General features: G+C 55.3%; 12 protein-coding genes. 4 read left to right on the top strand and 8 right to left on the bottom strand.

The features are described from left to right. Positions 1 to 48: 48 nt before the first annotated feature. Positions 49 to 1386 carry an NCS2 family permease gene (locus tag ABIC80_RS16145; RefSeq protein ID WP_042714859.1) on the bottom strand — a complete coding sequence of 446 codons (1338 nt, stop codon included), beginning with the start codon at positions 1384 to 1386 and terminating at the stop codon, positions 49 to 51. A gap of 167 nt (positions 1387 to 1553) precedes the next feature. On the opposite strand from ABIC80_RS16145, the gene yieH reads away from it, so the two are divergent. Genes yieH through ABIC80_RS16160 form a run of 3 tightly spaced genes read left to right on the top strand, consistent with a single transcriptional unit; the run spans position 1554 to position 3762 of the window. Continuing rightward, entirely contained in the window at positions 1554 to 2219 is a 666-nt protein-coding gene (gene yieH / locus ABIC80_RS16150) for a 6-phosphogluconate phosphatase (RefSeq protein WP_042714857.1), read from the top strand. A 25-nt stretch (positions 2220 to 2244) separates the two neighbouring features. Continuing rightward, on the top strand, positions 2245 to 2832 hold the full coding sequence (gene cbrC / locus ABIC80_RS16155; RefSeq protein ID WP_042714856.1) for a PF03691 family colicin E2 tolerance protein CbrC: 588 nt from the start codon (positions 2245 to 2247) through the stop codon (positions 2830 to 2832). A 27-nt stretch (positions 2833 to 2859) separates the two neighbouring features. Next, the gene (locus ABIC80_RS16160) at positions 2860 to 3762 is read left to right on the top strand and encodes an ADP-ribosylglycohydrolase family protein (RefSeq protein ID WP_429177799.1); all 903 of its coding nucleotides are present in this window, start codon (positions 2860 to 2862) and stop codon (positions 3760 to 3762) included. A gap of 38 nt (positions 3763 to 3800) precedes the next feature. Here ABIC80_RS16160 and phoU read toward each other — a convergent pair whose 3' ends face one another. The 5 genes from phoU to pstS form a co-directional block, all read right to left on the bottom strand. Next, positions 3801 to 4526, bottom strand: a complete 726-nt coding sequence (gene phoU, locus ABIC80_RS16165) for a phosphate signaling complex protein PhoU (protein ID WP_042714854.1) — start codon at positions 4524 to 4526, stop codon at positions 3801 to 3803. Between the two features lie 68 nt (positions 4527 to 4594). Further along, positions 4595 to 5368 (bottom strand): phosphate ABC transporter ATP-binding protein PstB, encoded by a 774-nt coding sequence (gene pstB, locus ABIC80_RS16170; protein WP_042714852.1) that lies wholly within the window; start codon positions 5366 to 5368, stop codon positions 4595 to 4597. Between the two features lie 46 nt (positions 5369 to 5414). Then, positions 5415 to 6305, bottom strand: coding sequence for a phosphate ABC transporter permease PstA (gene pstA, locus ABIC80_RS16175; RefSeq protein WP_042714851.1), 891 nt, complete (start codon positions 6303 to 6305; stop codon positions 5415 to 5417). Beyond that, a complete protein-coding gene (gene pstC / locus ABIC80_RS16180) occupies positions 6305 to 7264 on the bottom strand; it encodes a phosphate ABC transporter permease PstC (RefSeq protein ID WP_042714850.1) in 960 nt (319 codons plus the stop codon). The genes pstA and pstC overlap by 1 nt, the downstream gene beginning before the upstream one ends. Positions 7265 to 7388: 124 nt before the next feature. Continuing rightward, positions 7389 to 8429 (bottom strand): phosphate ABC transporter substrate-binding protein PstS, encoded by a 1041-nt coding sequence (gene pstS, locus ABIC80_RS16185; RefSeq protein WP_042714849.1) that lies wholly within the window; start codon positions 8427 to 8429, stop codon positions 7389 to 7391. 435 nt (positions 8430 to 8864) lie between these two features. On the opposite strand from pstS, the gene ABIC80_RS16190 reads away from it, so the two are divergent. Beyond that, positions 8865 to 9254 carry a hypothetical protein gene (locus ABIC80_RS16190; protein WP_429177801.1) on the top strand — a complete coding sequence of 130 codons (390 nt, stop codon included), beginning with the start codon at positions 8865 to 8867 and terminating at the stop codon, positions 9252 to 9254. A 44-nt stretch (positions 9255 to 9298) separates the two neighbouring features. On the opposite strand, the gene ABIC80_RS16195 is transcribed toward ABIC80_RS16190, so the two are convergent. Continuing rightward, positions 9299 to 9646, bottom strand: coding sequence for a hypothetical protein (locus ABIC80_RS16195; RefSeq protein ID WP_042714846.1), 348 nt, complete (start codon positions 9644 to 9646; stop codon positions 9299 to 9301). Between the two features lie 10 nt (positions 9647 to 9656). Further along, a complete protein-coding gene (locus ABIC80_RS16200; protein WP_429177803.1) occupies positions 9657 to 11918 on the bottom strand; it encodes a type VI secretion system Vgr family protein in 2262 nt (753 codons plus the stop codon). Between the last annotated feature and the right edge of the window lie 12 nt (positions 11919 to 11930).

An 11930-nucleotide genomic window follows, 5' to 3' on the forward strand; every position in this document is an offset into this window, starting at 1 on the left:
TGTTGGGATAAGTCTTTCCCTCCCCCAAATTGGGAGAGGGAGAAGGGATTAATGCGCGTCGATAAAGACGATTTTCAGCAGGAACAGCAGCGCCACGATCACCACGCACGGGCTAAGCTCACGCAGACGTCCGGTACCGATTTTCATCACGCAGTAGGAGATAAAGCCAAGTGCGATCCCCTCGGTGATGGAGAAGCTGAACGGCATCATCACGGCGGTAATAAACGCCGGTACCGCTTCGGTGAGATCGTCCCACTTCACACGCGCCAGGCTTGAGGTCATCAGCACCCCAACGTAAATCAGCGCGCCCGCAGCCGCGTAACCCGGCACCATTCCCGCCAGCGGCGAGAGGAAGATCACCAGCAGGAACAGCAAACCCACGACTACCGCCGTCAGGCCGGTACGCCCACCAACCGAGACACCCGAAGAGGATTCAATGTAGGCGGTAACCGACGAGGTACCGAAGAAGGAGCCGGTAACAGAGGAGATACTGTCAACGTAAAGCGCCTGCTTCATGCGCGGGAATTTGCCCTTCTCATCCACCAGCCCGGCTTTGTCGGTCACACCGATCAGCGTCCCGGAGGAGTCGAACAGGTTCACCAGCATAAACGAGAAGATCACGCCCGCAAGGCCGAGGTTAAAGGAGCCGGCGAGATCGACATTGCCTACCACCGACATCACGCTTGGCGGCTTAGAGACAATCCCGTGGTACTGCACATCGCCCAGCAGCCAGCCCAGAAGCGTGGTCACCACGATTGAGACCAGCACCGCGGCGTGAATATTGCGCGAGGCCAGAATGGCGATGATAAAGAAACCAAGCACGCCCAGCAGCACGCTGTGCGACGTCAGATTACCAATGCTGACCAGCGTCTCTTTGTTGGCGACAATCACGCCCGCGTTCTTCAGGCCCATCATGCCGATAAACAGGCCGATCCCGCTGGTGATGCCAACGCGCAGGCTCATCGGGATATTGGCAATCATCCAGTAACGTACGCGGAAAATGGTCAGCAACAGCAGACCGACCGCACCCCAGAAGATCGCGCCCATACCGACCTGCCAGGAGAGCCCCATCGCGCCAACCACCACAAAGGCGAAGAAGGCGTTCAATCCCATTGCCGGAGCCAACGCGACCGGCAGGTTAGCCACCAGACCCATCAGGATGCTGCCGAACGCAGCAATCAGACAGGTGGTGACAAAAACTGCGCTGGTATCCATTCCGGCGACGCCTAAAATTTGCGGGTTAACGAAAACGATGTAGACCATCGTTAAAAACGTCGTGAAGCCGGCGATCACTTCGGTGCGCGCCGTTGTGCCGTGGTCACGCAGTTTGAACACGCGGTCAAGCAACCCCGGGCGAGAGGCCTGGGAAGTCTGTTGTTGGCTCATTATCAATTTCCGGAATAGGAGGGAAAATTCGTCGCTATCCTATACCAAAATGAGGCAGTATTGACGGTTATCACGCACTTTTTTTCATTGAATTTGCTTATACGGCAACGATTGCGTCCGGCAATCTGCGTTAAGTAATCGTTAAACTTGTAATCACAGGAAATGGCATGTCCCACATTGAAGCGATCTTTTTCGACTGTGACGGCACCCTGGTCGATAGCGAAGTAATCTGTTCCCGCGCATACGTTCATATGTTTCAAACCGTTGGCATTACGCTGGATCTCGAAGAGGTCTTTAAGCGTTTCAAAGGCATGAAACTGTATGAAATTATTGATGTTATCGGCGAAGAGCACGGTAAAGCGCTGGATAAAGCGCTGCTCGAGCCGGTTTATCGCGCCGAAGTAGCGCGTCTGTTCGACAGCGAGCTGGAGGTGATTCCGGGTGCCAGCGCACTGCTTGATGCCGTTAGCGTTCCCATGTGCGTGGTCTCTAACGGGCCAGTGAGCAAAATGCAACACTCATTAGGTAAACTTGGGATGTTGCACCACTTTCCGGAAAAACTGTTCAGTGGCTATGACATCCAGCGCTGGAAGCCCGATCCAGCGTTAATGTACCATGCAGCAGAGGTACTCGATGTCTCGCCGGAGAAGTGCATTCTGGTGGATGATTCCGCCGCCGGAGCGCAATCTGGCATTGCGGCAGGGATGGAAGTCTTTTACTTCTGCGCCGACCCGCATAACGTACCTATCGATCACCCAAAAGTGACGACATTTACTGACTTAGCACAGCTGCCAGCATTGTGGCGCGCTCGCGGGTGGTCTGTTACGCGCTAACTTACCTACAAAACAGGATGTTTTTATGGACCAGAATAATCGCCCTCTCCCGGTATTCAAATACCATCCACAGCCCCTGGAAACGGGCGTCTTCTCTGAAGGCAAAACCGTGACCTGCGCCTGTTGCTCACAGCCAACAGACGTCTACTACACCAACCCGTTCTTTACTGCGGAAGATGTCGATACGCTCTGCCCGTGGTGCATTGCCGATGGCTCAGCAGCAGAGAAATTCAACGGCACATTTCAGGATGATTGCAGCCTTGAAGGTGTCGAAGGGGAGTTTGATGATGAGGGCGAATTTACCGGCTTTAGCAGTTCGTGGCCGGAAGCTACCGTTGCTGAGTTGACGCAACGCACACCCGGCTATTGCGGCTGGCAGCAGGAACACTGGCTGGCGCACTGCAATGATTTCTGCGCCTTTATCGGTTACGTTGGCTGGAAAGAGATAGCCGACAAGCTGGATCAGTTTGCCGATCTGGACGCCGATTGCCGGGCCTTTGGTATGGATATCAACAAACTACAGGAGTATCTGCGCGACGGCGGCGACTGTCAGGGCTACCTCTTCCGCTGCCTCCACTGCGGGAAGCTGCGTCTGTGGGCAGATTTCTCCTGACGACTTGCCCGAAATAAGGAATAAAAGATGTCGGATTTACTTGCGCGTTATCAAGGGTGTTTGCTCGGCCTCGCGGCCGGAGATGCGGTTGGCACAACGGTAGAGTTCAGTCCCAGAGAGAGCTTTACCCCGGTCACCGATATGGTCGGCGGCGGCCCGTTTCATTTAAAAGCCGGGCAGTGGACGGATGACACCTCCATGGCGCTCTGCCTCGCGCACAGCCTGATCGCCTGTAAAGGGTTTGATGCGACCGATCAGATGAACCGCTATCTGAACTGGTGGAAGTGGGGCTATTTAAGCTCCACGGGGACCTGTTTTGATATCGGCATGACTGTCTCATCCGCGCTGCAGCGCTTTGCGCACGACGGCGAACCCTTTGCTGGCTCGAGCGATCCGCGCACGGCGGGCAACGGTTCATTGATGCGGCTGGCGCCGGTAGTGCTCTGGTTCTATCCGGATGTACCAAAGGCGCTGGAGTATGCCGAAGCGTCATCGCGAACAACGCACGCCGCGCCAGAAGCGCTGGCCAGCTGTCGTCTCTTCGCGCAGATGCTTATCAATGCGCTACAGGGCAAGAGTAAATCCGACACGCTGACAGATATTGCGCAGCTGCCGGAACAGGCTAATCTGCGCCAGATCGCCGAAGGGCATTACCGGCAGAAATCGCGTGCGGAGGTGTTCGGCACCGGTTACTGCGTGCAAAGCCTGGAGGCGGCGCTTTGGTGCTTCGCCCACGGGGAGAGTTTCGAAGAGACGATCCTGCTGGCGACCAACCTTGGCGACGATGCGGATACCACTGCGGCGATTGCCGGGCAGCTGGCTGGTGCCTGGTACGGCGTGGAGGGGATCCCGCACCGCTGGCGGGAGAAGCTGTGGCAATGCGATGAGCTCGCAACGCTTGCCGGTCAGTTACTCAGTAAGTCAGCGTGAAGCAAAACCCCCTCATCACGAGGGGGTTTTTATTGTGCTTACTCTTTCGGATCTTTTCCGGCGAGCAGCTTATCCAGCTCGTCGCCGCCAACGTGGCGGAAATCCTGGCCTTTAACGAAGTAGAAGATGTACTCGCAGATGTTCTGGCAGCGGTCGCCGATACGCTCGATAGAGCGGGCGCAGAAGAGGGCGGTCAACACGCTCGGAATGGTGCGGGAGTCTTCCATCATGTAGGTCATCAGCTGGCGCACAATGCCTTCATACTCCTGATCCACCTTCTTATCTTCGCGATAGACGCGCACCGCTTCGTCAATGTCCATCCGCGCAAAGGCGTCCAGCACATCATGCAGCATCTGCACGGTATGGCGGCCTAACGACTCAAGGCTGACGAGCAGCGGCTGGTGCTGCTGGGAGAACTTCTCCAGCGCCGTGCGGCAGATTTTATCCGCCACGTCGCCAATGCGCTCCAGCTCGGCGATGGTTTTGATGATCGCCATCACCAGGCGTAAATCGCTCGCCGTTGGCTGACGCTTGGCGATAATGCGCACGCAGGCTTCATCGATGGCGACTTCCATCATATTGACCTGCTTATCCCCTTCAACAACGCGCTTTGCCAGCTCGCTGTCCTGGTTATGCATCGCAGTGATCGCATCCGAGAGCTGCTGCTCCACCATTCCACCCATCGTCATGACCTGAGTGCGAATACTTTCCAGCTCAGCGTTAAACTGCCCGGAAATATGTTTGTTAAGGTTCAGATTGTCCATGGTGCACTCCAAATGCCCGACAAATTTCACGTGGTAACGAGGTGGCTGCCACCTCTGTGGTTCGGCAATCAGCCGTAGCGCCCGGTAATGTAATCTTCCGTTTGCTTCTTCGCAGGCTTGGTGAACAGATCGTCTGTATTGCTGAACTCAATCAACTCACCGAGATACATAAACGCAGTGTGATCGGAACAGCGCGCCGCCTGCTGCATGTTGTGCGTCACGATAACCACGGTGTAATCCTGCTTAAGCTCGGTGATCAGCTCTTCGATACGGCCGGTTGAGATGGGATCCAGCGCCGAGCAAGGCTCATCCAGCAGCAGCACTTCCGGGCGAATAGCAATGCCGCGCGCGATGCAGAGACGCTGCTGCTGGCCGCCGGAGAGAGAGTAGCCGCTCTGGTGCAATTTATCCTTGGTTTCATTCCACAATGCGGCCTTGGTCAAGGCCCACTGCACGCGCTCGTCCATATCCGGGCGCGAAAGCTTTTCAAACAGACGCACGCCAAAGGCGATGTTGTCGTAAATCGACATCGGGAACGGCGTCGGTTTCTGGAACACCATGCCCACTTTCGCGCGCAGCAGAGCAATATCCTGGGTATTGGTGAGAATGTTGTCGCCATCCAGCAGGATTTCGCCTTCCGCGCGCTGCTCAGGATAGAGCTCATACATTTTGTTAAAGGTGCGCAGCAGCGTGGATTTACCGCAGCCAGACGGCCCGATAAACGCCGTCACCTGATTTTTGGCAATATCCAGGCTGATGTTTTTCAGTGCATGGAATTTGCCGTAATAGAAGTTCAAATCACGAACCTGAATCTTGCCCGGCGTAGTATCAACCATACTCATTTATCTCTTTCCTCAACTCGACGCCGCCTTCGCCGCGTCGCAAAAATTAACCGTGTCGATTCTTGGCGAAGACGACGCGCGCCAGGATGTTCAACAGCAGTACGCAGAGCGTGATAATCAGCACCCCGGCCCAGGCCAGCTGCTGCCATTCGGCAAACGGGCTCATGGCGAATTTGAAAATCGTCACCGGCAGGTTAGCGATAGGCTGCATCATGTCGGTGCTCCAGAACTGGTTGGAGAGCGCCGTAAAGAGCAGCGGCGCCGTTTCACCGGCGATACGCGCAACCGCCAGCAGTACGCCGGTCATAATCCCGGAGACAGAGGCTTTCAGCGTAATCGCGGAGATCATCTTCCACTTCGGCGTGCCCAGCGCGTAAGCCGCTTCACGCAGGCTATCCGGCACCAGTTTCAGCATGTTTTCCGTGGTACGAATGACAATCGGCACCTGCAGCAGCGCCAGCGCAATCACGCCCGCCCAGCCGGAGAAGTGCTGCATCTGTGCCACCACGATGGTGTAGACGAACAGGCCGACCACGATAGAGGGGGCGGAGAGCAAAATGTCGTTGATAAAACGGATAATCTCGGCGAGCCAGGATTTACGGCCATACTCCGCCAGGTAGATCCCCGCCATAATGCCCAGCGGCGTACCGATTACCGTCGCCCACAGGATCAGCAGGCCACTGCCCGCCAGGGCGTTCGCCAGACCACCGCCCGCAGTGTTTGGCGGCGGGGTCGATTCGGTAAACAGCGCCAGCGACATGCCGTCGATACCGCGCGTCACGGTAGAGAAGAGGATCCACACCAGCCAGAAGAGGCCAAACACCATGGTCGCCATTGAGAGCGTCAGGGCGATGCGGTTTTTCAACCGGCGGCGCGCCTGCATTTTACGACGGGATTCAGCCAGCTCTGCGGTGTGCTGCATTTCAAGCGTAGCCATCAGCGTGCCCCCTCGTTTTTCGCCAGACGCAGGATCATAAATTTCGAGATCGCCAGCACGATAAAGGTGATGACAAACAGAATCAGCCCCAGCTCCATCAGCGCCGCAACGTGCAGGCCCGATTCCGCTTCGGCAAACTCATTCGCCAGCGCAGAGGTGATGCTGTTGCCCGGCATAAAGAGCGAGGCACTGTCGAGCTGGTAGGTGTTGCCGATGATAAAGGTCACCGCCATGGTTTCACCCAGCGCGCGGCCGAGACCGAGCATGACGCCGCCTATCACCCCGTTTTTGGTAAACGGCAGCACGATGCGCCAGATCACCTCCCAGGTGGTGCAGCCAATGCCGTAAGCCGACTCTTTCATCATCACCGGGGTCTGTTCGAAGACATCGCGCATCACCGCCGCAATATAGGGAATGATCATAATCGCGAGGATCACCCCGGCGGCGAGGATCCCAATGCCGAACGCCGGGCCGGAGAAGAGGGCGCCGACAAACGGAATATTGGAGAGCACATTGCCGACCGGCTCCTGGAAGTAGGTCGCGAACAGCGGGGCGAAGATAAACAGCCCCCACATGCCGTAAACGATACTCGGGATCGCCGCCAGCAGTTCAATGGCGATACCCAGCGGGCGCTTCAGCCAGCCGGGCGAGAGTTCCGTCAGGAACAGCGCGATACCGAAGCTCACCGGCACGGCGATCAGCAGTGCGATAACAGAGGTCACGATGGTGCCGTAAATGGGCACCAGCGCGCCGTAAATTTCATTCGGCGCATCCCACTCTTTGGTCCACAGGAAGGAGAAACCAAATTTCTGGATGCTGGGCCAGGAGGAGAAAATCAGCGAAACGATGATGCCGCTCAGCAGCAATAGCACAATCAGCGCAGCCAGTCTTACCAGTGCGCTGAAGATCATGTCGCCTTTTTTACCCGGTGGGTTAAATGCCGGCTTGGTTGCAGCCATAAATTACTCTTCAGTTTGACGTCTTACGAAGTTGCCCGCAGGCGCTTGCGCTTACCGGGCCTACAGAGGATCTGTAAGGCGGATGGTGTAAGCGCCATCCGCCATGTTCTTCAAAAATCAGCGATTAGTAAACGGCTTTACCGCTGCTGTCTTTCACGTTGGTTTTCCATGCGGCGCGAACTTGTTCAACAACGCTGCTCGGCAGGGTTGCGTAGTCGAGATCGTTAGCCTGTTTGCCGCCGTTTTTGTACGCCCAGTCAAAGAACTTCAGCACTTCAGCGCCCTGCTCAGGTTTCGCCTGCTCTTTGTGTACCAGGATGAAGGTGGTGGAGGTGATTGGCCACACGTCAGCACCTTTCTGGTTGGTCAGGTCCTGGGCGAAGGATTTGCTCCAGTCGATATCTTTTGCCGCGTTAGAGAAGCTCTCTTCGGTCGGGCTAACGGCTTTGCCGTCGGCAGACATCAGTTTGGTGTAGGTCAGGTTGTTCTGTTTAGCGTAAGCGTACTCAACGTAACCGATTGAGCCCGGCAGACGCTGAACGAAGGCGGCGATGCCGTCGTTACCTTTACCGCCCAGACCGGTCGGCCAGTTAACGGTAGAGCCAGAACCGACTTTAGATTTCCACTCTTCGTTCACTTTCGCCAGGTAGCTGGTGAAGACGAACGAGGTACCGGAACCGTCCGCGCGGCGAACCACGGCGATGTTCTGTGAAGGCAGTTTCAGGCCCGGGTTGAGTTTGGCGATAGCCGCGTCGTCCCATTTTTTGATTTTGCCGAGGTAGATATCGCCCAGGGTTTTACCGTCGAGAACCAGCTCGCCAGATTTTACGCCAGGTACGTTAATAGCCAGCACGATGCCGCCGATGACGGTCGGGAACTGGAACAGACCTTCCTGGGAGAGTTTTTCGTCAGAAAGCGGTGCATCGGATGCGCCAAAATCAACGGTTTTGGCGGTGATCTGCTTCACGCCACCGGAGGAGCCGATGCCCTGATAGTTGACCTTATTGCCCGTCTCTTTTTGGTAGGTATCAGCCCACTTGGCATACACCGGCGCAGGGAAAGTTGCGCCCGCACCAGTCAGGCTAGCTGCGGCATTGACAGCAAAAGCGCTCAGAGAAAAGGTCGCGGCGACAACAGTTGCGACAGTGGTACGCATAACGTTCATAATGTCTCCTGCAGGAATCGTAAATCGTTGTTTGAGTTGCTACTCGGAGCAAAATAGGACACTTTGATGACAGTTATATGCAACGATTGTTACTGTTTGATGACAGCGGCGGCTTTTCGTAGCACCAATATTTATTAGCTATAAAAATCAAAATATTAAGGTTAGAGAACACCTTAACAATTGGCTGATGTTTTATTTTTATGACAATCCAAATGTAGCTGAAAAGGCGAGGCTGCTCGCCCTGACCGAATAAATTTTACGCAAAATGCCCGCCTCTACCACGCGCTTTCCCACGCACTTCGCAATCATCCAATGCTGATTTTTTATCCTTCATCGCTACTGAAAAGAGGTAGGAGACAAACCCTGGTTTTCATATGTATATAGCGGTGTTGAACAGGCGTTGTTAACACCACTGAGTGGACACTAAGGATGAGTATGAACAGAACAATTGTTTTCGCGACAGGATTGCTGATGTTGTTACCCGCTACCGCCAGCCAGGCAGCAGATGACCCCGTATATTTCATGTCCAACCACTATTCGGGCGATACACTGATGACCTATGAACAGGGCTCGTCTGCCCAAGGAAAAACGTATATCTCACCGGCATCTGATCTCAGCGCAAGCACCCTTTCCGAGATCCAGCGCGATTACCCTAAGCAGCAGGATAAAATTAAGGGCATGGAAAGTGACCTTGAAAAGATGAGCCGCGAAAGAGATGAGCTGAAAAGAAGCAATGACGATCTCAGCCGTAAAGTCGACGATATGCAGCGCAGCATCAGCACCCTTGAGAAACAGCTTGCTGACTTGAGCCAGAAAGTAAAATAGGGTCTAAAGAGGTTGCCGGCTGGCAGCCTCTTTTTCATCCCGCATTACCCCGGGTTCGCCGACGACTCCTGCTTATCAAAAATAAACAGAATATGCTGGTCATCGAGGTACTTAATGTCGACCTTCTGCCCTTTCTGCATTTTCGGCGAGTTGAACGCAGCAATGGTCTCTTTCCCCTCGACCGAGCGCGTCACGCTCCCATCATGGATCGCCAGCCGGTAACGGATATTTTGAGTGCCGTTATCATTAGAGCTGATATAGCTCACCTCTTCGATGGTGGCCTGCAGGTCGCGCCCCTGGGTCTGGATGCGGTGATCGCGATTAAACAGGTAAACGATGTAGGCGATCATCCCTACGATAAAGAGGACAGAAAAAGCGATCGCAATCTTCATACTCAATCCCTTACATAAACATCGTTAAGCCATGAACCGACGCCATGACCTGGCCATACTGCATCATCGCTTTGCCAAATGCGACGCGCCCTTCATGCGAGGCTAAATCAAATGCCGATTTATCGAACTTCAGGCTCGTTAAACCTACCTTGCTTATCGCTGACAGGGTGAATGAAGAGCCTTCGGTAGCAACCTTGAGGGCGGTGAAATCAAAAGAGAAAAGCGATGCCGTCTCTTTATGATCTTTATATTCAAACGCATGCGGCGTCTTAATATGTACCTTCTCCGCGCTCTCAATGGTGATCGTCTTCGGCGAGTAGATTTTCGCCCCTTCGGCGACGGTCTGATCCCACCTGCCGTTGATGGTGGCCGCGCTATTTCCCTCGATGGTCTGCGTCAGGTGTTGAGAAATCTGCTCTTGACGATCGCCGGTAATGGTCGAGGTGACGCCGCTATCAAAGGTATAGCTCACTAACGCAGTGACATGTTGTGACGCCGCGCCTTCAATCTTCTCAATGCGTCCCCCTTTGATCGTCACCTTCTCCCCGCCGCTGGTGACGCTCTTCACGCGCCCATTGGTGACCGTCAGCTCTTCGCCATTATTCACCGTGCGCGTGTCCTTCTGCTCCACCAGCGTGGTGCGGGTAGCGTGGTATGTAAAGTCCGCTTTTTTTGTCACCTCATCGGCAAGCTCACCCGACACCGTCAGGCTTCTGTTGCCGCCAACGGTGATCGCCTGGTTGTTCTCAACGGAGATATTCATATCCTTTTCGGCATGCATATCGACCCGCTCAACGCCGAGCTTATCCTCAAACAACAGATAGCTGGCGTTGTCACAGCTGCCGGTTTTCGAGCGCGTCATAAACCCCATCACCGTGGCGGCGGCGGGTAGCGCCCATGGCGGCATATTCGCATCGTTGTAGACGCGCCCGGTGACGATGGGCCGGTCGGGATCGCCATTAATAAAATCAATCACCACCTCATCGCCGACGCGCGGGATCTGCACGCCGCCGAACCCCTGGCCCGCCCACGCGCTGGAGACACGCACCCAGCAGGAGCTGGTTTCATCACTCTTGCCCAGCCGATCCCAGTGGAATTTCACCTTGATACGGCCATATTTATCGGTCCATATCGTCTCCCCGGCGGGGCCAACAACGCGGGCAGTCTGCGGACCATAGGTGCGAGGCCAGGCGGTTCGCTGCTCCGGCCGCCAGACCAGCGACGCAGGAATAACGCTGAAGTTTATCAACCGCGAGCTGGCGCCCTCATCACCGCTGGCATAGCGGTTCTCTTCAATGTGCAGCACGGTTTTTGTCACCAGATAACGCCCGTTATCCTGCGCAAACGGCGCATGGGTTAACTGGAAGGTATGACCGGCGGCAATGCCGCTTGCGGTGGCGGTGGCGGAAATCTGTTGATGATCAACCTGCCAGCGCTCCTGTTTGATGCGGGCATAATATTCGCCGTCATTTTGCTCAACAAAGCGACCGGGCCATTCGTAAACATCGATCTGGCCGGGAGAGGGCGAGGCGGGATTCTGCCGCGCCTGGAACAGCCAGGCGTTGGGCTTACGAAAATCATAATCTTCGGTGCTAAAAAGCCCTGGCGTGACGCGATCGTGCAGCGACCATTGGCTGATGCCTTCAAAATCAGCCACGCCGCCTGCGGCGGTTTGAATATAGGGGATCACCTCATAACCCGGCGCAGAAGGAAAAGCGGTACCGGCATCCGCCAGCACCAGCGTGTGGCTATCCGGCTGGTGGCGGAAATACCAGCTGATCCCCTCCAGCTCCATCAGCCGACAGATAAAGTCCAGGCTGCTCTCCTGGTACTGCACGCAATATTCCCACACGCGGTAACTTTGCGTCAGCTGATCGTCTACTTTCACGCCCTGTTCGGACAGCATGGTCTGCACAATCTGCGGGATGGTTTGCGCCTGAAAGATACGCATATCGCGCGCCAGCCGCATTGGCCAGAGGTCGGACTCAACGCTGAGCTGATAGGCGGCGTAACGCTCACCGGATAGCTCGACGGAAGAGACGGCAACGCTGGTCACTCTGCCATTGATATAACGCCTTACCACGCCGCCCTGCGCAGGAATATCAATAGTGATGGGCTGCCCGAGGATCTGACTTCGGTCAATGCGGGCATCTTCACCCAATAGCATGAGCGCATATTCAAAAGGTTCAGAGAGCGATTCACTGCCGGACATTTTCCAGAAAAGCAGGTCAGGCGCGGCAGCCAGGTTAACTGTGATACGAATTTGAGACATAAAAAAATCCGG

It is taken from the genome of Kosakonia sp. 1610, assembly GCF_050435845.1.
In the GTDB taxonomy this organism is placed as follows: Bacteria; Pseudomonadota; Gammaproteobacteria; order Enterobacterales; family Enterobacteriaceae; genus Kosakonia; species Kosakonia cowanii.

Excerpts from the sequence above, each read along its gene's own strand:
- ABIC80_RS16145 (WP_042714859.1), bottom strand. The coding sequence starts at position 1,386 with ATGAGCCAACAACAGACTTCCCAGGCCTCTCGCCCGGGGTTGCTTGAC.
- yieH (WP_042714857.1), top strand. The coding sequence starts at position 1,554 with ATGTCCCACATTGAAGCGATCTTTTTCGACTGTGACGGCACCCTGGTC.
- cbrC (WP_042714856.1), top strand. The coding sequence starts at position 2,245 with ATGGACCAGAATAATCGCCCTCTCCCGGTATTCAAATACCATCCACAG.
- ABIC80_RS16160 (WP_429177799.1), top strand. The coding sequence starts at position 2,860 with ATGTCGGATTTACTTGCGCGTTATCAAGGGTGTTTGCTCGGCCTCGCG.
- phoU (WP_042714854.1), bottom strand. The coding sequence starts at position 4,526 with ATGGACAATCTGAACCTTAACAAACATATTTCCGGGCAGTTTAACGCT.
- pstB (WP_042714852.1), bottom strand. The coding sequence starts at position 5,368 with ATGAGTATGGTTGATACTACGCCGGGCAAGATTCAGGTTCGTGATTTG.
- pstA (WP_042714851.1), bottom strand. The coding sequence starts at position 6,305 with ATGGCTACGCTTGAAATGCAGCACACCGCAGAGCTGGCTGAATCCCGT.
- pstC (WP_042714850.1), bottom strand. The coding sequence starts at position 7,264 with ATGGCTGCAACCAAGCCGGCATTTAACCCACCGGGTAAAAAAGGCGAC.
- pstS (WP_042714849.1), bottom strand. The coding sequence starts at position 8,429 with ATGAACGTTATGCGTACCACTGTCGCAACTGTTGTCGCCGCGACCTTT.
- ABIC80_RS16190 (WP_429177801.1), top strand. The coding sequence starts at position 8,865 with ATGAACAGAACAATTGTTTTCGCGACAGGATTGCTGATGTTGTTACCC.
- ABIC80_RS16195 (WP_042714846.1), bottom strand. The coding sequence starts at position 9,646 with ATGAAGATTGCGATCGCTTTTTCTGTCCTCTTTATCGTAGGGATGATC.
- ABIC80_RS16200 (WP_429177803.1), bottom strand. The coding sequence starts at position 11,918 with ATGTCTCAAATTCGTATCACAGTTAACCTGGCTGCCGCGCCTGACCTG.